Annotated in this window: 21 protein-coding genes and 1 pseudogene; 19 read left to right on the top strand and 3 right to left on the bottom strand. The window is 64.5% G+C overall.

The window, feature by feature from the left end:
• From RI444_RS16825 to RI444_RS16810, 4 genes are all read left to right on the top strand, one after another.
• Window positions 1-771: a demethylmenaquinone methyltransferase gene (locus RI444_RS16825; protein ID WP_031216520.1), complete on the top strand. Its 771-nt coding sequence runs from the start codon at window positions 1-3 to the stop codon at window positions 769-771.
• 19 nt (window positions 772-790) lie between these two features.
• Window positions 791-2,134: a geranylgeranyl reductase family protein gene (locus RI444_RS16820; protein ID WP_179011820.1), complete on the top strand. Its 1,344-nt coding sequence runs from the start codon at window positions 791-793 to the stop codon at window positions 2,132-2,134.
• A 9-nt stretch (window positions 2,135-2,143) separates the two neighbouring features.
• Window positions 2,144-3,247, top strand: coding sequence for a polyprenyl synthetase family protein (locus RI444_RS16815; RefSeq protein WP_069695833.1), 1,104 nt, complete (start codon window positions 2,144-2,146; stop codon window positions 3,245-3,247).
• Window positions 3,248-3,849: 602 nt separating this feature from the next.
• Window positions 3,850-4,710 (top strand): hypothetical protein, encoded by an 861-nt coding sequence (locus RI444_RS16810; protein WP_207605638.1) that lies wholly within the window; start codon window positions 3,850-3,852, stop codon window positions 4,708-4,710.
• 252 nt (window positions 4,711-4,962) lie between these two features.
• Here RI444_RS16810 and RI444_RS16805 read toward each other — a convergent pair whose 3' ends face one another.
• Window positions 4,963-5,385, bottom strand: a complete 423-nt coding sequence (locus RI444_RS16805; RefSeq protein WP_021472283.1) for a hypothetical protein — start codon at window positions 5,383-5,385, stop codon at window positions 4,963-4,965.
• A 13-nt stretch (window positions 5,386-5,398) separates the two neighbouring features.
• Window positions 5,399-6,070, bottom strand: coding sequence for a trimeric intracellular cation channel family protein (locus tag RI444_RS16800; RefSeq protein WP_069695831.1), 672 nt, complete (start codon window positions 6,068-6,070; stop codon window positions 5,399-5,401).
• Window positions 6,071-6,134: 64 nt separating this feature from the next.
• Between RI444_RS16800 and RI444_RS16795 the strand changes: the two genes are divergently transcribed.
• The 9 genes from RI444_RS16795 (at window position 6,135) to RI444_RS16755 (ending at window position 15,998) form a co-directional block, all read left to right on the top strand.
• Window positions 6,135-6,830, top strand: a complete 696-nt coding sequence (locus RI444_RS16795; protein ID WP_207605639.1) for a sirohydrochlorin chelatase — start codon at window positions 6,135-6,137, stop codon at window positions 6,828-6,830.
• 146 nt (window positions 6,831-6,976) lie between these two features.
• On the top strand, window positions 6,977-8,719 hold the full coding sequence (locus RI444_RS16790; protein ID WP_207605640.1) for a nitrite/sulfite reductase: 1,743 nt from the start codon (window positions 6,977-6,979) through the stop codon (window positions 8,717-8,719).
• The gene (locus RI444_RS16785) at window positions 8,716-9,429 is read left to right on the top strand and encodes a phosphoadenylyl-sulfate reductase (protein WP_207605641.1); all 714 of its coding nucleotides are present in this window, start codon (window positions 8,716-8,718) and stop codon (window positions 9,427-9,429) included. Before RI444_RS16790 ends, RI444_RS16785 begins: the two co-directional genes overlap by 4 nt.
• Complete coding sequence (gene cysD / locus RI444_RS16780; RefSeq protein WP_242703223.1) at window positions 9,426-10,469, top strand: sulfate adenylyltransferase subunit CysD; 1,044 nt, start codon at window positions 9,426-9,428, stop codon at window positions 10,467-10,469. Before RI444_RS16785 ends, cysD begins: the two co-directional genes overlap by 4 nt.
• A complete protein-coding gene (locus tag RI444_RS16775; RefSeq protein WP_062097632.1) occupies window positions 10,470-11,891 on the top strand; it encodes a sulfate adenylyltransferase subunit 1 in 1,422 nt (473 codons plus the stop codon).
• Between the two features lie 99 nt (window positions 11,892-11,990).
• Window positions 11,991-12,944 carry a homocysteine S-methyltransferase gene (mmuM, locus tag RI444_RS16770; protein ID WP_207605642.1) on the top strand — a complete coding sequence of 318 codons (954 nt, stop codon included), beginning with the start codon at window positions 11,991-11,993 and terminating at the stop codon, window positions 12,942-12,944.
• A gap of 156 nt (window positions 12,945-13,100) precedes the next feature.
• Window positions 13,101-14,252 (top strand): ABC transporter substrate-binding protein, encoded by a 1,152-nt coding sequence (locus RI444_RS16765; RefSeq protein WP_069695827.1) that lies wholly within the window; start codon window positions 13,101-13,103, stop codon window positions 14,250-14,252.
• An 86-nt stretch (window positions 14,253-14,338) separates the two neighbouring features.
• Window positions 14,339-15,070: an ABC transporter ATP-binding protein gene (locus tag RI444_RS16760; RefSeq protein WP_021472292.1), complete on the top strand. Its 732-nt coding sequence runs from the start codon at window positions 14,339-14,341 to the stop codon at window positions 15,068-15,070.
• Window positions 15,060-15,998: an ABC transporter permease subunit gene (locus RI444_RS16755; RefSeq protein WP_021472293.1), complete on the top strand. Its 939-nt coding sequence runs from the start codon at window positions 15,060-15,062 to the stop codon at window positions 15,996-15,998. The genes RI444_RS16760 and RI444_RS16755 overlap by 11 nt, the downstream gene beginning before the upstream one ends.
• Before the next feature lie 293 nt (window positions 15,999-16,291).
• Here RI444_RS16755 and RI444_RS16750 read toward each other — a convergent pair whose 3' ends face one another.
• Window positions 16,292-16,849, bottom strand: coding sequence for a dihydrofolate reductase family protein (locus tag RI444_RS16750; RefSeq protein WP_207605643.1), 558 nt, complete (start codon window positions 16,847-16,849; stop codon window positions 16,292-16,294).
• 82 nt (window positions 16,850-16,931) lie between these two features.
• Here RI444_RS16750 and RI444_RS16745 point away from each other — a divergent pair, with 82 nt between their 5' ends.
• From RI444_RS16745 to cobA, 6 genes and pseudogenes are all read left to right on the top strand, one after another.
• Window positions 16,932-17,336: a VOC family protein gene (locus RI444_RS16745; RefSeq protein WP_031216522.1), complete on the top strand. Its 405-nt coding sequence runs from the start codon at window positions 16,932-16,934 to the stop codon at window positions 17,334-17,336.
• Window positions 17,333-17,626, top strand: a complete 294-nt coding sequence (locus RI444_RS16740) for a winged helix-turn-helix transcriptional regulator (RefSeq protein ID WP_069695826.1) — start codon at window positions 17,333-17,335, stop codon at window positions 17,624-17,626. Before RI444_RS16745 ends, RI444_RS16740 begins: the two co-directional genes overlap by 4 nt.
• A 46-nt stretch (window positions 17,627-17,672) precedes the next feature.
• On the top strand, window positions 17,673-17,912 hold the full coding sequence (locus tag RI444_RS16735; RefSeq protein WP_207605644.1) for a hypothetical protein: 240 nt from the start codon (window positions 17,673-17,675) through the stop codon (window positions 17,910-17,912).
• A gap of 197 nt (window positions 17,913-18,109) precedes the next feature.
• Window positions 18,110-19,156, top strand: coding sequence for an LLM class flavin-dependent oxidoreductase (locus RI444_RS16730; protein ID WP_207605645.1), 1,047 nt, complete (start codon window positions 18,110-18,112; stop codon window positions 19,154-19,156).
• Between the two features lie 99 nt (window positions 19,157-19,255).
• A pseudogene (locus RI444_RS16725) lies at window positions 19,256-19,975 on the top strand (glutaminase); the annotation flags it as partial.
• An 88-nt stretch (window positions 19,976-20,063) separates the two neighbouring features.
• Entirely contained in the window at window positions 20,064-21,326 is a 1,263-nt protein-coding gene (gene cobA / locus RI444_RS16720; protein ID WP_021472300.1) for a uroporphyrinogen-III C-methyltransferase, read from the top strand.
• The last annotated feature ends 94 nt before the right edge of the window (window positions 21,327-21,420 follow it).

Raw genomic sequence — 21,420 nt, 5'->3', positions numbered from 1 at the left:
GTGAACCGAGCATCCTTGGAAAAGCGTCCGGACGAAGTTGCGACGATGTTTGATGATGTCGCCCCAAAATACGACGTCGTCAATGATGTCCTCTCCATGGGGCAGACCCGTCGGTGGCGCCGGATCGTGGTGGATGCCATGGACGTCAAGGCAGGCCAGCGGGTCCTGGATCTCGCGGCTGGAACGGGTACCTCAAGTGAGCCCTACGCCGACGCCGGCGTGGACGTCGTCGCCTGCGACTTCTCCCTTGGGATGCTAAAAGTAGGCAAGCGCCGCCGCCCGGACATCGACTTCATCGCCGGGGATGCCACCAACCTCCCGTTCGCGGACAACAGCTTTGACGCCTCCACCATTTCCTTTGGCCTCCGCAACGTCGTGGAGCCGCGCAAAGCCTTGGAAGAGATGCTCAGGGTCACCAAGCCCGGCGGCCGCCTGGTCATCGCCGAGTTCTCCCAGCCGGTCATTCCGCTGTGGCGCACCATGTACACCGAATACCTCATGCGCGCCCTGCCGGCGATCGCCACCAAGGTCTCCTCCAACCCGGACGCCTACGTCTACCTGGCCGAGTCCATTCGCGCCTGGCCGGACCAGGACCACCTGGCCCAGTGGCTCGCCGACGCCGGCTGGACGGACATCACCTACCGGAACCTCAGTGGCGGCATCGTTGCCGTGCACCGTGCCCAGAAGCCGGCGGAGCACCGGGAAAGCGTGCCGGTCGCGAAGCTGCGCCGCCAGATCAAACCCCGCCGTACAGGCGCACAGTCCGGCTAAGTTGCTGATTTAGGACAACGTGAAAGTACTCATAGTTGGCGCGGGTCCCGCCGGGTCCACCGCCGCGTATTACCTCGCCCAGGCAGGCATCGACGTCACGGTGCTCGAAAAAACGGCTTTCCCCCGGGAAAAGGTGTGCGGCGACGGGCTCACGCCGCGCGCTGTCCGTGAGATCCAGAAGCTGGGACTCCCGCATTCCGAGGACGCCGGTTGGCGGCGGAACAAGGGCCTTCGACTCATTGCCGGCGGCCGCACCATCGAGCTGCCCTGGCCCGAGGTCTCCGATTTCCCCACCTACGGCCTGATCCGTACCCGGCTGGGCTTCGACGAATCCCTCGCCCGGCACGCGGAGTCCGCGGGCGCCGTCGTGCTTGAACGCCACAGCGTCACCAGCGCACTGCAGGACGACGACGGCCGGGTTATCGGCGCGCGCGCCGCCGTCCTGGACGAGTCCGGACGGAAGACGGGTGAGACGCGCGACTTCCTTGCCGACGTCGTACTGGCCGCGGACGGCAACTCGACGCGGACCGCAGTGTCCCTTGGAATGCACAAGCGCGACGACCGGCCCTTGGGCGTGGCCGTGCGCACCTATTTCACCTCGCCGCGCCATGACGACGACTGGATGGAAGGGTGGCTGGAGCTGCCCGGCAAGTCCGGAAAGCCGCTGCCCGGGTACGGCTGGGTCTTTGGCGTCGGCGACGGCACGTCCAACGTGGGCCTCGGGATCCTGAATTCGTCCAAGGAATTCGGCAAGCTCGACTACAAGCAGGTCCTGCGCGAATGGACCGCCGGGATGCCTGCCGAGTGGGGCTTCACCCCGGAGAACCAAGTGGGGGAGATCCGCGGTGCCGCGCTGCCCATGGGCTTCAACCGCACCCCGCACTACTCGCCCGGCCTGCTCCTGCTGGGGGACGCCGGCGGAATGGTTTCCCCCTTCAACGGTGAGGGCATTTCCTACGCCATGGAGTCGGCGCGGTTCGCCGCCGGGTTCCTGGTGGATTGTTCGTCCCGTTCCGCTTCTGCTGCTTGGTCAACGCACGACGCCGACGCGCACCTGTCGCGGTACGCGGACTACGTCCGGGACCAGTGGGGTTCGCACTTCACGCTCGGAAGGGCGTTTGCCTTCCTGATCGGCAAGCCTGCCGTGATGAAGCTGGCCCTGCGCACGGGCATGCCCATTCCTGTGCTGATGCGCTTTGTGGTTCGCCTGCTGGCAAACCTGACTGACTCGTCGGCGAAGGGTTTCGAGGACCGTGTGATCCGGGTGCTCGAAATGCTTGTTCCGCCGACATCCAACACTTCACCTGCCCTTGCTCGCAAGGCGGCAGGGTCTGACACCGCGGTTTCCGCACCAACTAGTTAGGGTTAATCCGTGACGAACTCTGCCGAACACAGCTGGACGCATGCCGGGCACGGCTTGCCGCAGACTGTTGAGCCCGCTCCCAACACCACCGCGATCGCCACCGGACTCCAGCTGCCCGCAGGTTTTGCCGCCATCGCAGGTGATCCCGAGCTGGGGCCCGCCATCACCACCAACCTTGCCCGGGTTGAGAAGAAGCTTCGCGAGGCCATCTCCAATTCCGATCCCTTGGCTGACGCGACGTCGCGCCACCTGGTGGAAGCGGGCGGCAAGCGCATCCGCCCCTTGTTGACCCTGCTGTGCGCGCATCTCGGCGATGCTTCGCGCCCCGAAGTGGTCCAGGCCGCCGTCGTAGTTGAATTGACCCACCTGGCCACCCTGTACCACGACGACGTCATGGACTCCGCACCCTTCCGGCGGGGTGCCCCCACGGCCCACGAAGTATGGGGCAACTCCGTGGCCATCCTCACCGGCGACCTCATCTTCGCCCGTGCATCAATCCTGGTTTCCGAGCTGGGTTCGCGTGCACTTGGTATCCAGGCCCGCACCTTCGAACGCCTGTGCCTCGGCCAGCTCCACGAAACCGTTGGTCCCCGCGAGGACGAGGACGCCGTTGAGCATTACCTCTCCGTCATCGCAGACAAGACCGGCTCGCTTGTTGCCGCGTCGGGGCAGCTCGGGGCGATCTTCGCCGGCGCTGACGCTGCGTTTGAAGATGTGCTGGTGGAATACGGCGAGAAGGTTGGCGTTGCCTTCCAGTTGGCCGACGACGTCATCGATGTCACCGGCGTGAAGGTCAAGTCCGGAAAGTCCCCGGGCACCGACCTCCGGGAAGGCGTGCCCACGTTGCCTGTCCTGCTGCTGCGTCGTGATGCTGCAGCCGGCGATGCCTCGGCCAGCGCCCTGCTGGAACTGGTGGACGGTGACCTGTCTTCCGACGCCGCCTTGGCCGACGCGGTTGCCGGCCTGCGCGAACACCCTGTCACTGCGGAGTCCTGGAAGATCGCCCGCGACTGGTCCGACCAAGCCATCGCCGCCCTGGCGCCGCTGCCGGAGGGTGTTGTGAAAGCGTCCCTGACCAACTTTGCGCACGCCGTGGTGGACCGTAGCAGCTAGGTTTTTTTGTGTTCCCGGCAGGCACCTGACCCTTATGGGGGAGGGTGCCTGCCTTTTTGTTGGCAGGGATGCTGGGGCTGCTGGGCTGGGGTGGGGTGTGGTGTGGACGGGCTGGGCCGGCTGGCTGGGTTGGGGCGGGCCGCCACGACCAACTTTGGCTGCAGATAGGAATGCTAGGCCCCGTTTATGCGGCGTGTCCTGCATTTGCGGGTTCAAAGTGGGTGGCGGCGGCACGCATCCTTCGGAACATCGAGTTCCTCATGGAACACTGAGCTCCCCATCGGATTGCTGAATTCCGAGTCGGGTTACTGAGCTCTTAAACGGAATGGCCCCGGCTCGCTGCAACGTTACGAGTCATACGCTGCACCGAACCGGGACCACAATCTCCGTTCGCATCAGACCCACCGGAGGCATTTAGTGGATCCGTGAATAGCTTATGACAACCCTGTCATATTTGCAACTTAGATGGTCAATGATTTTTTCCCAGGTGTGCAGCGGTTTACAGACCCCAAACTCAGTGCCCCGACTGCGGACCGGGAGGGTTATCCACATAGCCCACTTTGTGCCCGCTAGGCTCCTTCGGCGGACCTGACCATGGCCATATGGACATCGTCGATTTTCTCCGCAGCCGACATGGGGTTGCGACTACCCTGTACATCGCTGGCTTCAGCCGTCGAGCCTTGGCCAAGGCAGTCGGATCCGGCCGGGTCGCCGGACTGCACCGCGGTGTGTACGTGTCCAAGGGCGCCGATCCGGACGTTGTGGCTGCGTTCCGTGCCAACGGTAAGCTGACGTGCGTTTCGGCGGCCCGCTTCTACGGGCTCTGGACCCTTCATGATGTCGCGGACCTGCATCTCAGCTGCGGTACGGGGTTGGCCCGTCGCCGCATAGTTCACCACGGAGAGTGCATCCATCCGGATCATCCCTATCTGCCGGTGGCTGGAGTCGCCGATGTACTGCTCCATGCACTGAGGTGCCGGCCGGAGCTCGAAGCCTTGGTCATGGTGCAAGGTGCCGTCAGCCAAGCACTGCTGGGACCGGACTTTCTTCGGAGCAAACTGCCTGGCAATAGGAACGGACGGCTGAGGGCCATAGTGGATCTGGTTCTGCCAAGGGCGGACTCGCTTCTGGAAGTGCTGGCCCACACACACTTCACACGGGCCGGCCTTGAGGTTCAGATGCATGTGGATGTCCCCGGCGTGGGTGAAGTTGACTGCTTGATCGAGGATTGCCTGATCGTCGAATTGGACGGCGAGACACATTTCGAGGCGAAGCAGGTCAAAAAAGACCATTACCGGGACAACGCCTCCATCCGGGGCGGACGACTCAGCTTGCACTATTACTACGCGGACGTGGTCTATCACCCGCAGCGGATGGTGGACGAAGTCCTTGAGGTGCTGGCGAACAGGGAAGCAGGTCGCTTCGGCCCCTTCCGCTACATTGCTGGGCCGCCGCCGTCGTGATCAAAACCAGACGCGAGGGCCCCGCAATAAGGCCCCGACTGCGTGCCGCCACCACCAACTTTGGAACGGCGGGCTCCCCGAAACCCGCTTGGGACGGCGTGTCGCTGGGCATCGCGGCTCAAAGTGGGTCGTGGCGGCCCGCCGCCCCCGGCAAACCGGCAACCCGCCAAGCAAAGCCAAACAAAAGACAGCCCCCGCCAACCACAAAGGCTGCGCGGGGGCCGGGGGCCGGGGGCCGGGAAGAGGGAAGCCCTAGTCTTCGTCGTTGAAGGCCCAATCGAACATGTCGAAGACGAACTCGGAGAAGGTGCCTTCCTCGCTCTTCCACTGGCCGCGGGCGTTGTTGCGGCGGTAGACGATGGGGTCCGGGATGCCGAGGTCGGCCACGCGGAAGCCCCAGGTGAATTGTTCGTCCTCGTCCTCAAGGAACATGAGGAAGCCCTCGTCATCAACTTCCAGTTCCTCGGGGTCCCAGAAGTAGTGGTAGGCCTCCATGAGGTCTTCGCAGCCACCCAAGGCAAGGTAGAACTCGCGGAGGACCAAGGGGATGGTGAAGGAGTGCTCGGACAGGGCGTCGTCCAATTCCTCAGGCGTCAGGCCGTCTTCTTCCTGCCATTCATCCTCGAGATACTTTGGGACCAGCGCGCGGAACTTCTCGAGGAACATGTCAGTCATGCTCCCATCCTAGCTAATCCCGGACCCCGGAATTTCCGCCGGATCCGGCCCCCGCGCGGTGCCATCCGCGGACCGCCAGCGGCACGTACCAGCCGCGTCGCCAGGCCGTCACCCGGAAGGCAAAAACGACGGCGGCAATCACGCCGGCGATCAGCCCGCTGAAGACGCCGAGGTGCCAGGCCAAGGTGGTCAAACCAGCCCCGACAAACGCGGGTAAGGCGTAGATATCGCGGTTGTCGAACAGGGTGGGGATCTCGTTGGCGGTGATGTCGCGCAGGAGCCCGCCTCCCACCGCCGTGGTCACCCCCAAAAGGATGCAGGTCACCGGGTTCATGCCCGCAGTGATGGCCTTCAACGTTCCGGTGATGCAAAACAAACCCAGCCCGGCGGCGTCGAACAGTATCAGCAGCGACGTGAAGCGTTGGACCGAGGAGAAAAGGAAATAGACCAGACCGGCAGCCAGCAGGGGCGGGGCCAGATAGGCGGGGTTGGTGAAAGCGACAGGGGGAGCGGTGTTGAGAATGACGTCGCGGATGACGCCGCCGCCCAGGGCCGCAATGGAGGCGAGCAACACCGAACCGAGCACGTCGAACTGTTTCCGCGCCGCCAGCAGCGACCCGGAGACGGCGAAGAAGAACACGCCCACGAGGTCGAGCCAGAGAAGAACAATGTCAATGGAAATCAACTGAACGGGTTCTTTCTTGAGCGGGCTTCTCAACAGGTGCTGGCTCAACGTTACGCTAGCTCCCATGAACAGCCCCGTCTTGATCGCCTGTGCCCATGGAACCCGCAACGCAGAAGGGCAGGCAGCCATCCGCAAAGTCATGGCTGAAATCGAAGATCTGCGTCCGGGGCTGCAGGTCCTTGAGGCGTACGTCGACGTCCAGGATCCGGAGCTATCCGGGGTGGTGGAGGGCCTGCCCGAGGGGACGGCCGCCGTCGTCGTGCCTCTTTTGCTCTCCACCGGTTTCCATATCAAGGTGGACGTCCCCAAAGCGATCAAGAGCCGTCCCGAAGTAGTGGCCGCCAGGCCGCTGGGTCCGGACCCCCGGCTGGCCGAACTGTTGGCCAAGCACCTGCGCGCGGCGGGTCTGCAGGACCGCGACGGCGTCCTGCTGGCTGCCGCTGGATCGTCACTTCCGGATGGGTCGGTGGACTCGGAAGAGCAGGCGCGCCTGCTGGCTGAACTGCTGCCGAACAAAGTCCGGGTGGCCTATGGCGCCAGCGCAGAACCGAACGTGCCCGACGGCGTCGCCTCTTTGCGTGCCGAACTCGCGCAGGACGGTGGCCGAGTGTTCATCGCGTCCTACTTGCTGGCAACCGGGTATTTCCACGACCAGTTGTTCAAGGCCGGCGCCGATGTTGTGACTGCTCCTTTGCTGCCGTCGCCGGTCCTGGCCGAGATTGCGCTGGAACGGTACGACGCGGTGCTGGCAGACCGCTGAAGCCCTCCCGCGGCGGGCAGAGCGAACCTGCACAGGAACCCCTCTTGGACAAGGCCGCAGCGGTGTTCATGACGAAGTGTTTCCTTAGGTGACTCAACATTTCCCGACCTTTGCTGGCGAAATCGGGCCACCCCTAACCTCGAAATATGACAGATACAGCTGTAGCCGGTGCGCCCGCGGACGCCGCAGTCCCCTCGCGCCCAGCACGCACCCGCCCTGCCGCCAAGCCCCACGGTCAGTGGAAGGTTGACGGCACCACGCCCCTCAACGCCAACGAAACCTGGAAGCAGGAAGACAACGGGCTGAACGTCCGTGAGCGCATTGAGTCTGTCTACGCCAAAGAAGGCTTCGACTCGATCGACGGCACGGACCTCCACGGCCGCTTCCGTTGGTGGGGCCTCTACACGCAGCGCAAGCCCGGGATCGACGGCGGCAAGACGGCAACGCTGGAACCGCACGAGCTCGAAGACAAGTACTTCATGTTGCGCGTGCGCATCGACGGCGGTGCCCTGACAACCGAGCAACTGCGCATCATCGGCCAGATCTCTGTGGACTTTGCCCGCGGCTCGGCCGATCTCACTGACCGCCAGAACATCCAGCTCCACTGGATCCGCGTGGAGGACGTCCCGGAAATCTGGCGTCGCCTGGAGTCCGTTGGCCTTTCCACGACTGAGGCTTGCGGCGACGTTCCGCGCGTCATCCTGGGTTCCCCGGTGGCCGGAATCGCCAAAGACGAGATCATCGACCCCACACCGCTGATCCACGAACTCTCCGAGCGCTTCATCGGCGACCCGGAACTGGCCAACCTGCCGCGCAAATACAAGACGGCCATCACGGGCCACCCGTCCCAGGACGTGGTCCACGAGATCAACGACTTCGCCCTGGTTGGCGTCGTCCACCCTGAGCTGGGCGCCGGTTACGACCTTTGGGTTGGCGGCGGCCTTTCCACCAACCCGCGCCTGGCTGAGCGCTTGGGAGTGTTCGTTTCTGCTGATGTTGCAGCCGAAGTGTGGCTGGGCGTCACCAGCATCTTCCGGGACTACGGCTACCGCCGCATGCGCACCAAGGCCCGCCTTAAGTTCCTCTTGAATGACTGGGGCCCTGCCAAGTTCCGCCAGATCCTCGAAGACGAATACCTCGGCTTCAAGCTCCCGGACGGCCCGGCTGCGCCCAAGCCGAGCGCACCCGGCGACCACATCGGCGTACACGAGCAGAAGGACGGAAAGTTCTTCATCGGCGTCACGCCCACGGTTGGCCGCATGTCCGGTGAATCGTTGGTCAAGCTGGCTGACAACCTGGAGCAGCACGGCACGTACCGACTGCGCACCACTCCGCACCAGAAGCTGGTGATCCTGGACGTCACCAAGGAGCAGGTGGAGCCGCTGATCGCTGAACTGGACACACTGGGCCTCTCCGCGCGTCCCTCCGTGTTCCGCCGCGGCACCATCGCCTGCACGGGCATCGAGTTCTGCAAGCTGGCCATCGTGGAAACCAAGGTCACCGCCGCTACCGCCATCGCCGAGCTGGAACGCCGCCTGGCCGACCTCGTGGAGACCAAGCAGCTGCCGCAGGCACTGTCCCTCCACATCAACGGCTGCCCGAACTCGTGCGCCCGCATCCAGACCGCTGACATCGGCCTCAAGGGCATGATGCTGCCAACGCCCGACGGCGACCCCACCCCGGGTTTCCAGGTCCACCTCGGTGGCGGGCTGGCCAACAACGAGCGTGAGGAAGCCGGCTTGGGCCGTACCGTCCGCGGCCTCAAGGTCACGGTCGATGACCTGCCCGACTACGTGGAGCGTGTGGTCCGTAAGTTCGTCGCCGTCGGCGCCGAGGGCCAGACCTTCGCCGAGTGGGCCCACTCCGCCGACGAAGGAGACCTGCAATGACCTTGGCCCTCAAGCGCTCCAACGAAGAGCTCAAGGCACTGGCCGAAGCCGGCGCCGCAGAGCTTGGTTGGAACCCTTCATCTGCCGACGTCATCGCCTGGGTTGCGCGGAACTTCGAGCTGCCGGCCATCAGGGTTGCCTGCTCCATGGCCGACGCCGTTCTTCCGGCTTTGGTCGCAGACCAACTGCCCGGCGTCGACGTCTTGTTCCTGGAGACCGGCTACCACTTCAAGGAGACCTACCAGACCCGGGCCGAGGTTGCCGCCAACCTGCGCGTCAACGTGGTGGACGTGCTCCCGGAACACACCGTGGAAGAGCAGGACACTTTGCTTGGCAAGGACCTCTTCGCCCGCGATCCCGGCCAGTGCTGCTCGCTCCGCAAGGTCCAGCCCCTCCGCCGTTCGTTGGCAGGCTACGAAGTGTGGTTCACCGGTGTCCGCCGCGACGAAGGACCCACCCGCACCAACACCCCGGTGGTCACCTGGGACGAAGGCTTCGGCCTTGTCAAGGTGAACCCGATGGTCGACTGGAGCTTCGATCAGTTGGTGGAGTACTCCGAGGACAACATCCTTCCCGTTAACCCCCTCCTGAGCCAAGGCTACCCGTCCATCGGCTGCCAGCCCTGCACCCGCAAAGTGGCCCCGGGCGAAGACCCCCGCGCAGGCCGCTGGGCAGGATCCGACAAGACAGAATGCGGACTACACACATGAGCACTTACGCAACAACGGACGCCTACGCAGCAGATGCCGCCCCCGCCCCTTCGCCGCGCGGCATCCGTCCTGCGGACGATGCGCGCGGCTACGACAGGCCCGATGCCACTCCCGGGGCGGCATCTGCTGCTACGGCTCTGCAGTCGGAGCGGTTGAGCAGCCTGGACACCCTTGAATCGGAAGCGATTCATATCATTCGCGAGGTCGTGGCCGAGTTCGAGAAGCCTGCCCTGCTGTTCTCCGGCGGCAAGGACTCCGTGGTCATGCTGCACCTGGCCACCAAGGCGTTCTGGCCGGGCAAGGTTCCTTTCCCCGTGCTGCACGTGGATACGGGCCACAACTTCCCGGAGGTCCTCGACTTCCGGGACCGTACCGTGGAGCGCCTGGGCCTGAAGCTCGTGGTCGGTTCCGTGCAGGAGTTCATTGACCGCGGCGAATTGGCCGAGCGTGCTGATGGAACCCGCAACCCGCTGCAGACCGTTCCGCTGCTGGACGCCATCCAGAAGAACAAGTTCGACGCCGTGTTCGGTGGCGGACGCCGCGACGAGGACAAGGCCCGGGCCAAGGAACGCATCCTGAGCCTGCGTGACGAGTTCGGCCAGTGGGATCCGCGCAACCAGCGTCCCGAGCTGTGGAACCTGTACAACGGCCGCCACACCGTGGGCCAGCACGTGCGCGCGTTCCCCATCAGCAACTGGACCGAACTGGACATCTGGCGCTACATCGAACGCGAGAACATCGAGCTCCCCGGCCTGTACTACGCCCACGAGCGCGAGGTCTTCGCCCGCGACGGCATGTGGCGCGCAGTCGGTGAAGTTTCCCAGCCGCTCCCGCACGAGGAAGTCATCACCAAGACGGTCCGTTACCGCACGGTGGGCGACATGTCCTGCACAGGTGCCGTCGAGTCCGACGCGTTCACCGTGGCCGACGTCGTTGTTGAAGTCGCTGCCTCCACCCTGACCGAACGTGGCGCCACCCGCGCAGATGACCGCATCTCCGAGGCAGCCATGGAAGACCGCAAGAAGGACGGCTACTTCTAAATGAGCACCGAAACAGCATCCCTCATCGCCGCCACAGACGGCCTGGAGTCCGCTCCACTGCCGTCAACGCTCTTCCGTTTCGCCACTGCCGGATCGGTCGACGACGGCAAGTCCACTTTGGTGGGCCGCCTCCTCCACGATTCCAAGGCGATCCTTGCCGACCAGCTCGACGCCGTTGCCCGCACCTCCGCGGACCGCGGCTTCGGCGGGGACAAGGGCGGCATCGACCTGGCCCTCCTGACGGACGGCCTGCGTGCCGAGCGTGAGCAGGGCATCACCATCGACGTTGCCTACCGCTACTTCGCCACCGACCGCCGCAGCTTCATCCTCGCGGACTGCCCCGGCCACGTTCAGTACACCAAGAACACGGTGACGGGCGCGTCCACTGCGGATGCCGTCGTCGTACTCATCGACGCCCGCAAGGGTGTCCTGGAGCAGACCCGCCGGCACCTGTCCGTGCTGCAGTTGCTGCGCGTGGCGCACGTAATCGTGGCCGTCAACAAGATCGACCTGGTGGACTTCAGCGAGCAGGTGTTCCGTGACATAGAGGCCGACGTCCGCAAGGTAGCCCAGGAACTCGGCCTTGGTTCCGACGGCGTCTCCGACCTGCTTGTGGTGCCCGTGTCGGCGCTCGACGGCGACAACGTCGTGGACCGCTCGGAGCGCACGCCCTGGTACAACGGACCTGCGTTGCTGGAGGTCCTCGAGACTCTTCCTGCCGCCGATGAACTCGAAGCCGAACTGGAGAGCTTCCGCTTTCCCGTGCAGCTGGTCATCCGTCCGCAGGGTGCGCTGGCACCGGACGCCGTGGCTGCCGGGCTGGACGTCGAGGCATACCGGGACTACCGCGCCTACGCCGGCCAGATCACCGAAGGTTCGGTCAAGGTGGGCGACGAAGTCACCGTCCTGACTCCCGGCCACGAACCGCGGACCACCACGGTTGTGGGGATCGACTTTGCCGGCCGGTCCTTGGAGGAAGCAGCTGCCCCGCAGTCCGTTGCCCTTCGCCTGGCCGACGAACTGGACGTCGCCCGCGGCGACACCATTGCCGCGGCAGGCACGGTTCGCGAAGCCTCCGCAGATCTCTATTCGTCCCTGTGCTGGCTCTCGCCCAAGCCGCTGCGCGAAGGCCAGAAGGTCCTCGTCAAGCACGGCACCCGCACGGTGCAGGCCTTGGTCCGTACGGTGTCCGGGAAGCTGGACCTCGCCACGTTCAAGGTGGAACCGGCGTCGAGCCTGGAACTCAACGACATCGGCCACGCCCAGTTGCGTCTCGCCGCTGCGCTGCCCTTGGAGAACTACCTCCACCACAGGCGCACGGGCGCGTTCCTGGTGATCGACCCCATCGACGGCAACACCCTTGCCGCCGGCCTGGTCAAGGACCACCCGGGCGACCACGAAGACGAACGTTACGTCATCTAGGGACACACACAGTCACAAAACCGCAGCTTGTTCGCGGAACCCCACGCCGTACGGCGGGAGTCCCCGGACAAGCTGCGGTTTTCTATTGCGGGAGTACGCATGCCGGAAAACACCACCCTCAGCACGCTGTTGGCCGCCGGTGGGAACCTGATACTGGACGGCGCCCTGGCCACCGAATTGGAGGCCCACGGCTGCGACCTGGAGGACGCTCTCTGGTCCGCCAAGGTCCTGTTCGAACAGCCCCACCTGATCAAGCAGGTCCACCGCGATTACTTCGACGCCGGTGCCTCCGTGGCGATCACGGCCAGCTACCAGGCGACACCACAGGGGTTTGCCCAGCGGGGCTTGTCGGTGGAGGAGTCAATCGAACTCGTAGCGCGGAGCGTCCGTCTGGCCGATGAGGCCCGGCAGGAGTACCTCGCAGCCAACCCCGGTTCCCGACCTTTGCTGGTCGCCGGCTCGGTGGGACCCTACGGTGCATACCTGGCCGATGGTTCGGAGTACCGCGGCGATTACACGCTCTCCGCCGCGGAATTCCGGGATTTTCACCGGGCACGGATCGCTGCCCTGGTTGAAGCCGGGGTGGATTTCCTGGCGTGCGAGACGTTGCCGTCGTTGGCCGAGGCTGAGGCGCTGCTGGACTTGGTGGTGGAGTTCGACGTCGAAGCCTGGTTTACGTTCACGCTGCGGGACAGCGCCCGCATCAGTGACGGAACGCCTCTTGCGGATGTGGCTGCGCTGCTCCGCGCGGAACCGCGCGTTGCCGCCGTCGGACTTAACTGCGTACCGCTGGATTTGGTGACGGCCGCACTCGGAAGCCTTCGCAAAGCAACCGGTTCTCCGCTGGTGGCGTACCCGAATTCGGGCGAGGTCTACGACGCCGTGACCAAAACCTGGGGACCGGCTGAGGGCGGTGCCCAGGCGCTGACCTTGGCCGGGAACGCATCTGATTGGCGGGAACAAGGGGCGCGTCTCATAGGTGGGTGCTGCCGCACAACCCCGCGCGACATCGCACGCCTTGCCGCCAATATGACGTCACGTGAACCTTCATGAACCTTGATTTCTACGGGATTGAAGCGGAAATATCACTGTCCCTACTGTGAACTCATGACCACTTCGGAACGGTCCTTCCTTGCCTTCGACGGGCGATGTTAGGGGCCCGATCTTCGCCCCGAACCGCATCCCCAAAACTTCCAAGGACCCCACCCAATGGCTAACACCCCTGAGTCACAGAAACCGACGTCCGGCACCAAACGTATTGTTGCGGGACAAAAGCAGCCCAAAGCGAAGCGCCGCCGTGTGCTGGAAATCGGATTGGCTGCCGGCCTCGTCCTGCTGATCGGCGCAGGTGCTGCCGTGGCATCCGTTGTTTCGAACAACAACCAGGCCGCACCCGTTCCCTCCGCGACGCCCGCCGCAGAACTTAAGCTCGGCTACTTCAGCAACGTCACCCACGCCCCGGCACTGGTAGGTACCAGCAAGGGCATCATCGCCAAGGAACTCGGCGAGACCAAGCTCAGCACCCAGGTCTTCAACGCCGGACCCGCAGCGATCGAGGCACTCAACGCCGGCGCGATCGACGCCACCTACATCGGTCCGAACCCCGCCATCAACTCGTTCGTCAAGAGCAACGGCGAATCCGTCAGCATCATCGCGGGAGCCGCAGCCGGCGGCGCGCAGCTGGTGGTCAAACCGGAGATCAACTCCGCCGCGGACCTCAAGGGCAAGATCCTTGCGTCCCCGCAGCTTGGCGGAACGCAGGACGTCGCACTGCGCGCCTGGTTGCTGGACCAGGGCTTCAAGACCAACACTGACGGCAGCGGCGACGTCAACATCAACCCCACCGAGAACGCCCAGTCCCTGAAGCTCTTCCAGGATGGAAAGCTCGACGGCGCGTGGTTGCCTGAGCCGTGGGCCTCCCGTCTGGTGCTCGAAGCCGGGGCGAAGGTCCTGGTTGACGAGAAGGACCTGTGGGAGAAGGGCGACTTCACCACCACCATCCTGATCGTGAACAAGAAGTTCGCGGCTGAGCACCCGGAGACGGTCAAGGCTTTGTTGAAGGGCCACGTCGAATCCGTGAACTGGTTGAACACCGCCTCAGCCGAAGAGAAGGCGTCCACCATCAACGCAGTCCTCAAGGACACCGCGGGCAAGCCGCTTCCGGCGAACGTGATCACCCGGGCCCTGCAGAACATCAAGTTCACCACCGACCCCCTGGCCGGTACCTACAAGAAGCTCCTCGATGACGGGGTCAAGGCCGGCACCACCAAGGAAGCCGACATCAACGGCATCTTCGATCTCCGCGCCCTGAACGAGGTGGAGGGTAAGAAAACCTCCGCCGCCGGACTCGGACAAGACTAAGCGCCACCAGGCCGGTTCGCTCCCGCACACAGGGAGCGGGCCGGCTTCAGCTACATCCACCACAGCAACAAACGAAGGACGGGACCATGCCAGTAGTACTGGAGAACCTGGGCAAACGCTTCGGCGACGGGGCTCCCGTCCTGGATGACGTCAACGCCACCATCGCCCAAGGCGAGTTCGTCGCCCTCCTCGGTGCGTCCGGCTGCGGAAAGTCCACCCTGCTGAACATCATCGCGGGCCTGGAGCATCCGACGTCGGGCGCTTTGGAGGTCCCCAGCGACGGCGCGGCCTTCATGTTCCAGGACTCGGCGCTGTTTCCGTGGCTGACCGCCCGCGGCAACATAGAACTCGCGCTGCAGTTGGCGGACAAGTCTTCCAGCAAAGCCAGCCGGCGAGCCCGCGCCACCGAGCTCCTTGAGTTGGTGCACCTGGGTGGTGCCGGGGACAAGCGGCCGCACGAGCTGTCCGGTGGCATGCGGCAACGGGTTGCTCTGGCACGCTCACTGGCACAGGACCGGCAGGTATTGCTGATGGATGAGCCGTTCGCCGCCCTCGATGCGATTACCCGCGACCTCCTCCACGACGAGCTGGAGCGTATCTGGAAGGAAACCGGCCGGACCATCATCTTCGTCACGCACAACGTCCGCGAAGCCGTACGCCTGGGGCAGCGCGTCCTTCTCCTGTCCTCGCGGCCGGGCCGGGTTGTTGCTGAATGGGCCGTCACTGAAGAACACCGCACCGACGCCGGCCGGGCCGGGGAGCTGACCGGCGTCATTACCCGACGACTTCGCGAGGAGATCCGCCGCCATGCCAAGTAACCAGACCACTGAAGAGCGGACCCTCCCCGTGACTGATTCCAACCACATCACGTCCCCGTCCCTCAAAGGGAACCCCTCGGAACTCCGGGACCTCGAAGCCGGCCTGGACAACCTCCAGTCGGACACCTCCCGCAAGGCAGGAATCGACTGGAAGCGCGTCCTCCTTCCCGTCGCTGCCCTCGTGTTCCTCATCCTCGCCTGGCAGTTCTACGTTTCGCTGGAGTTCAAGCGGCGGGACCTGGTTCCCGGACCCGTGGACGTCTTCAACCAGTTCCTCACGCTGTGGGGGGACGGCAAGCTCCAGGAATCGGTATGGACGTCATTGCAGCGCGGTGTTGTCGGGTTCCTCATCTCGGTTGTCATTGCTACTCCGGTGGGGCTGATCCTCGCGCAGGTAGCTCCTTTGCGCCGCGCTTTCGGCCCCCTCATTTCCGGCCTGCAGGTACTGCCGTCCGTGGCGTGGGTTCCGGCAGCCATCATCTGGTTCGGCCTCACTGACGCAACGGTGTACTTCGTGGTGTTCATGGGCGCGATCCCGTCCATCATCAACGGGCTGATCTCCGGTGTGGACCAGATCCCGCCGCAGTACCGCAGCGTCGGAACCGTGCTGGGTGCCAACCGCCTGCAGATGGCATTGCAGATCGTCCTTCCGGCGGCTCTCCCGGGCTACATCGGTGGTTTGAAGCAGGGGTGGGCGTTCTCGTGGCGTTCCCTCATGGCCGCTGAGATCATCGCTGTTGGGGGCACCATCGGCTTCGGGCTTGGCTCTTTGCTGGACCAGGGCCGGGTGTTGTCCGACATGACCGTGGTGATGTCCGCGATCCTGCTGATCCTGTTCGTGGGAATCCTGATCGAGCTCCTGGTCTTCGGGCCCATCGAGAAGCGCCTCCTGCAGCGCCGGGGGCTCCTGGCCGGCAGCTCCCGGTAGCTATACCGCGCCTCCGCGGCGTGTGGGGCGTCCCTCTGTCACGTCCCGCGGGTTTCGGGGCATCCCTCTGTCACTTCCCGCGGGTTGTGGGGTGTTCCTCTGTCACTTCCCGCCCGTTGAGCTCTGCCGCGTCCATTTGCGCCGGATGCTCCCGTTCCAGCTCGACGCACCCCTTCTTCGCGGGGAGCGCACCAGTTCGCGCCGGTCGCCCCCGAGGTTACGGGTGCGACCGGAGGAAACGGTTGCGGCGCCGACCCTTCCCGCCGAGCCTTCCGCCGCCGTCGTGCGTCAACCTAAGCAGACCGACGGTAGTGCAGGGCGACAACTCCGTTGCTGAGCGGCTCCGCCGAGACCAATTCGAGGCGGCGGGTTCCGGGCAATCCGTCCTGGAAGAGGGTTGGACCGTGGCCGGTGATCATAGGTTGAAGCAGGAATCTGTACTCATCTATCAGGTCCAGCCGGTCCAGCTCAGTGGCGAGTTTGCAGCTGCCGACCAGCACGCCGTCGGGAGTCCGGTCCTTAAGTTCCTGCACGGCCCCTTGTAGTTCGCCGGTCAGTTGGTGGCTGTTGGTCCATGGGAAGTCGGTGCGTGTTGCCGAGACGACGTACTTCGGCTTGCCTTCCAGCGTGACGGCCCAATCCCGGATGGCCGGGGGAGCCTCCACTTCGCCCCGGGCGACCGCAGGCCAGTAGGCCTCCATCAATTCGTAGGTGGTTCGGCCCCAGAGCATGGCGCCGTTCTCTTCGAGAAGCCGGGTGAAGTAGGCATGAGTTTCGTCATCCGCGATGCCCTCCCGGTGGTCGATGCAACCGTCCAGAGTGACATTCATGCTGAAGGTTAGGAGCCCCATTGGCTGATTCTAGCCCCCCGGCCCCCAGGCACTGGCCTTTCCACTCTTGACGCCTTACTTGCATTTTGCAAGTATGGGCCGCATGAGCCTCTTCATCACCTGCCCCGTCGAAGACGTCGAGCGCGCAACTGCCTTTTACACCGCCCTTGGCTGGACCTTTAACCCCGAGATGTCGGACCACAACGTGTCATGCTTCGCGATTGCGCCGGAGCAATACGTCATGCTCGGCAGCCGCGAAATGTACGCCAGCGTCGGCGGCTCCGAGGAACTGATCGGCGGACCCGGGACGCCTTCCAAGGTCACGGTCTCGTTCGACCTTGGCAGCCGTGAAGCAGTCGACGAGTTGGTCGAGCGCGCCCGCGCCGCCGGCGGGCGGATCGGTGACACTGACGACTACCCGTTCATGTACCAGCGCCAGTTTGATGACCCTGACGGCTACCACTACTCGCCGTTTTGGATGAAGCCCGACGCCGATACGACTGAGTGAGCGATCTGGCCGGGGCGCTGGAACTTGTTGGAGCACGGTGGGCCCTGCTCATCGTGGAGCGGCTGCTCGACGGGCCGCAACGTTACGGGGACCTGCAGCGCGATCTTGGAATACCGACGAACATTCTCGCTACCCGCCTGCGCGAGCTCGAAGCGGCCGGAGTATTACTGCGCCTGCCGCTTCGGCACAACACCCGGGCCTACGCGCTGACCGATCGCGGACTTGCCTTGCGCGAGGCAATCGTGGCACTGGGACGCTGGGGCAGCGAGGAGCCCAAAGCCGAACGGTGACTACGCGGCTCTTTACCCAGTACGTCCCGGGCAGGACACTGATTGAGTGAAAATCCATGATTGGTGGCCCCGGGTCAGCCCCGCAACCCGAAACTGGCTGATCGCGCACGACGGGGAACCCCTGACCCCGCTGGTGACCAGCGAGATCATGTCCGCAACAGGAGGCGCCACGGAACCCGGGTGGTGGGCCGGCGACTCAACAGACGGACCCCACCTGACCGACGGCGCGGTGGACTGGATCGAAGCCATCGCCAACGGGGAGGATCCTCCGCCGGTCGCTGAGTAATGCCGCTCTCGAAAAGGGCCACACGCTCTATCACATACCAACCCCTTCCCGGCTTTCCTCAATCACCTGGTGAGAGAGGGATGCGATAAAGGGGGCGTTATGTGAGAGAGGGATGGGAAAAAGGGGGCGTTATGTGATAAAGGGACGGGGCGCGGGCTGGGTGGAATGACCAGGCGCAGCCCGGCGTTGTGCTCGACATGCACAAGAAACGGATCGGGTTCCTCTCCTTCGGCCACTGGGCCCGCGTACCGGGTTCCCGTGTTCCCACCGCAGGCGAGGCGCTGAAGCAGGGAATTGAACTCGCGGTCGCCGCCGAGGAGGCAGGCATCGACGGCGCTTTCTTCCGAGTGCACCACTTCGCCCGGCAGCAGGCCTCGCCCTTCCCGCTCCTGAGCGCCATTGCGGCACGCACCAGCCGGATCGAGATCGGCACCGGGGTGATTGATATGCGCTACGAGAACCCTCTTTACATGGCCGAGGAGGCTGCCGCCGCGGACCTCATCAGCGACGGCCGCCTGCAGCTCGGAGTGAGCCGCGGTTCACCCGAGCCCGCCCTCAACGGTGCCGCCAATTTTGGCTATGTCCCGGCCGACGGCGAAGACAGCGGTGACATGGCGCGGCGGCATACGGCATTGTTCCACAAGGCCATCGCAGGACACGGGGTAGCCCAAGCGGATCCGCACTACGCCGGGGGAGCCACCGGGCTGTTGCCCATCCAGCCACAGTCGCCCGGGCTTCCGCAGCGGATATGGTGGGGCGCCGGCACGCGCAAGACGGCGGTCTGGGCGGCGGAACAGGGCATGAACCTGATGAGCTCAACACTGCTGACCGAAGATACGGGTGTTCCCTTCGACCAACTCCAGGCCGAACAGATCCGGATGTTCCGCGAGGCCTGGGCTTCCGCCGGCCACGACTTCGAACCGCGGGTCTCTGTGAGCCGCAGCGTGATCCCCATCGTTGACGCCGAGGACAACCACTACTTCGGGCTCCGTGCACAGGCGGACCGCGAAGATCAGGTGGGCATTCTGGACGGTGCGTTGTCCCGCTTTGGCAAGAGCTACATCGGCGAACCGGAGCAACTGGCGGAAGAGCTCGCCCAGGACGCTGCGGTGCAGTCCGCCGACACCCTGCTGCTCACGGTTCCAAACCAGCTGGGTGTGGAATACAACGCCAAGCTCCTGAGCAATGTCGCCAAGCACATTGCGCCTGCTATCGGCTGGACGCCTGCGGTCATGGGGGCTTAGCCCTGAACGCCGGTAGAGTTGCTGGCTGTGCGCTCCCGAGGGAATACCTCAGGCGCATCTGTATGCCCCTTCAATGAGGAGGGGGCTGACCAAGGCAGCCCTCAGCTCGGCGCAGTGGAACCGAACCAGTTCGGGATCTCACTGGTCACCAGGGAAGGTGAGGTCTTCTCAGCCGGGGATGCCCATGTGGAGTTCTCCATCCAAAGCATCTCCAAGGTCTTTGCCCTGGCCTTGGTGCTATCCAACGACGGCGATGGCATTTGGAAGCGCGTTTTCCGTGAGCCGTCCGGCAACCCCTTCAATTCACTTGTTCAGCTCGAGAGCGGGAACGGCATACCCCGCAACCCGTTCATCAACGCGGGAGCCATTGTCGTCACGGACAGGTTGCTGAGCCTGACCGGGAACGCTGCAGGAGCAGTGCGGGAGCTGATGCGGCGGGAATCCGGGAACGCCTCGGTAGATACGGACCACCGCGTGGCGGCATCCGAGCTCGGCAGGGGACACAGGAACGCTTCCTTGGCCCACTTCCTGGCATCCAATGGACTTGGCGCCGACGGAACGCTGGTGCTCTCGCCGGCCCAGACCAAACGGGTCAATGCGGTCATGCTGACGTGCGGTACCTATGACGCGGCGGGTGAGTTCGCTTACCGCGTCGGCCTGCCGGGCAAGAGCGGCGTCGGCGGCGGCATCGTGGCCGTGGTTCCCAACAAGTGTGCAATCAGTGTGTGGAGCCCAGGCCTGGGGAGGTCCGGGAACTCAGTGGCAGGTGTGGCTGCACTGGATGAATTCACTACCCGTACCGGCTGGTCGGTGTTCTAGGACGCTGTTTGTGACGCCGCATTACCCAGCGTTACCGGGTGTGTCCGGGCCTTTGAAGCGTGTTACGGCGCCGCCCTACAGTTTTTTCATGGCAATACAGGACATCTACCCCACCGCGCTGCGCCTTCTCGGCCGCCCGGTGCTGGTTGTGGGCGGCGGGCCCGTCGCGGCACGCCGCGCCAAGGGACTGCTCGACGCCGGCGCGAAAGTTACGGTGGTCGCTCCCGTTGCCTCCGAAAAACTCCGCGCCCTGGTGGATTCCGGGCTGCTCGCTTGGGAGCCCCGCGAGTACCGCACTGAAGACCTCGACGGCGTCTGGTTCGTTCAGACTGCAACGGGGACTGCCGCTGTGGACACCCGGGTAGCCGCCGACGCCGAGGCGCAGCGCATTTGGTGCGTCAACGCTTCCGACCACGAAGCTTCCGCTGCATGGACCCCGGCCGTGGCCGAGGTGGACGACGTCAAGATCGCCATCAACGCCGGGGGAGACCCGCGCCGTGCAATGGCCCTGCGCGACGCCGTTGCCACCGCCTTGGAAACGGGCGATCTTCCCCTGCGCCGCCACCGCAAGCCCGAAGACAAGGGTTCCGTAGCCCTGATTGGAGGCGGACCTGGCGACTCGGGACTCATCACAGTCCGCGGTCGGCGCCTCCTGGGCCAGGCCGACGTCGTGGTTGCTGATCGTCTTGGACCGCGCGAGCTGCTGAAGGAGCTTGCCCCCGACGTCCGCATTATTGAGGTCGGCAAAACACCGGGCCACCATCCGGTTCCACAGTTGGAGATCAACCGCATCCTCGTCGAGGAGGCCTTGAAGGGCAACCGGGTGGTCCGCCTCAAAGGCGGTGACCCCTATGTCCTGGGGCGCGGCGGTGAGGAAGCAGAATTCTGCCGGCAGAACGGCGTCGGGGTTGAAGTGGTGTCCGGCGTAACCTCCGCGATCTCCGTTCCCGCTGCCGCCGGTATTCCGGTCACGCACCGCGGACTGGCCAAGGGCTTCAGCGTCGTGACCGGTCATGAAGAGCTGTCCGAAGTCCCCGCACGCCCGGACCATACTGTGGTGTTGCTCATGGGAGTGGCGCAATTGCGTGATTCTGCGGCGGCGCTGGCTGCCTCGGGTCTGCCTTTGGACACTCCAGTAGGTATCGTAGAAAAGGGCTATTTGCCGGAACAGCGCGTCACGATCGGCACGCTGGGTACCATCGCCGACCAAGCGGAAGCCGTGGGCGTGGCTAATCCAGCGGTCATTGTCATCGGCGATGTTGTCCGCGTCAGCCCCTTCGCCCCGGAACATTTCAAGACCGCTGACTACAGCACCATTACCCCCAACCGTCCCCGCGTCCGCACCAACTAGCCCCCGGCCCAACCAGGTAGCACTTAAGCACGTTTTGAGCCCTCAAAACGCGCACAATTGCGACTCAGTTGGGTGGACAGAGAAGAAGGAACAC

It is taken from the genome of Paenarthrobacter sp. AT5, assembly GCF_032764245.1.
Lineage (GTDB): Bacteria > Actinomycetota > Actinomycetes > Actinomycetales > Micrococcaceae > Arthrobacter > Arthrobacter ureafaciens.
The sequence above is the reverse complement of the archived record's forward strand: the minus strand, read 5'-3'. Positions and strand labels throughout refer to the sequence as shown.

Excerpts from the sequence above, each read along its gene's own strand:
- RI444_RS16810 (WP_207605638.1), top strand. The coding sequence starts at position 3,850 with ATGGACATCGTCGATTTTCTCCGCAGCCGACATGGGGTTGCGACTACC.
- RI444_RS16805 (WP_021472283.1), bottom strand. The coding sequence starts at position 5,385 with ATGACTGACATGTTCCTCGAGAAGTTCCGCGCGCTGGTCCCAAAGTAT.
- RI444_RS16795 (WP_207605639.1), top strand. The coding sequence starts at position 6,135 with ATGAACAGCCCCGTCTTGATCGCCTGTGCCCATGGAACCCGCAACGCA.
- RI444_RS16790 (WP_207605640.1), top strand. The coding sequence starts at position 6,977 with ATGACAGATACAGCTGTAGCCGGTGCGCCCGCGGACGCCGCAGTCCCC.
- RI444_RS16785 (WP_207605641.1), top strand. The coding sequence starts at position 8,716 with ATGACCTTGGCCCTCAAGCGCTCCAACGAAGAGCTCAAGGCACTGGCC.
- cysD (WP_242703223.1), top strand. The coding sequence starts at position 9,426 with ATGAGCACTTACGCAACAACGGACGCCTACGCAGCAGATGCCGCCCCC.
- RI444_RS16775 (WP_062097632.1), top strand. The coding sequence starts at position 10,470 with ATGAGCACCGAAACAGCATCCCTCATCGCCGCCACAGACGGCCTGGAG.
- mmuM (WP_207605642.1), top strand. The coding sequence starts at position 11,991 with ATGCCGGAAAACACCACCCTCAGCACGCTGTTGGCCGCCGGTGGGAAC.
- RI444_RS16765 (WP_069695827.1), top strand. The coding sequence starts at position 13,101 with ATGGCTAACACCCCTGAGTCACAGAAACCGACGTCCGGCACCAAACGT.
- RI444_RS16760 (WP_021472292.1), top strand. The coding sequence starts at position 14,339 with ATGCCAGTAGTACTGGAGAACCTGGGCAAACGCTTCGGCGACGGGGCT.
- RI444_RS16755 (WP_021472293.1), top strand. The coding sequence starts at position 15,060 with ATGCCAAGTAACCAGACCACTGAAGAGCGGACCCTCCCCGTGACTGAT.
- RI444_RS16750 (WP_207605643.1), bottom strand. The coding sequence starts at position 16,849 with ATGGGGCTCCTAACCTTCAGCATGAATGTCACTCTGGACGGTTGCATC.
- RI444_RS16745 (WP_031216522.1), top strand. The coding sequence starts at position 16,932 with ATGAGCCTCTTCATCACCTGCCCCGTCGAAGACGTCGAGCGCGCAACT.
- RI444_RS16730 (WP_207605645.1), top strand. The coding sequence starts at position 18,110 with ATGCACAAGAAACGGATCGGGTTCCTCTCCTTCGGCCACTGGGCCCGC.
- cobA (WP_021472300.1), top strand. The coding sequence starts at position 20,064 with ATGGCAATACAGGACATCTACCCCACCGCGCTGCGCCTTCTCGGCCGC.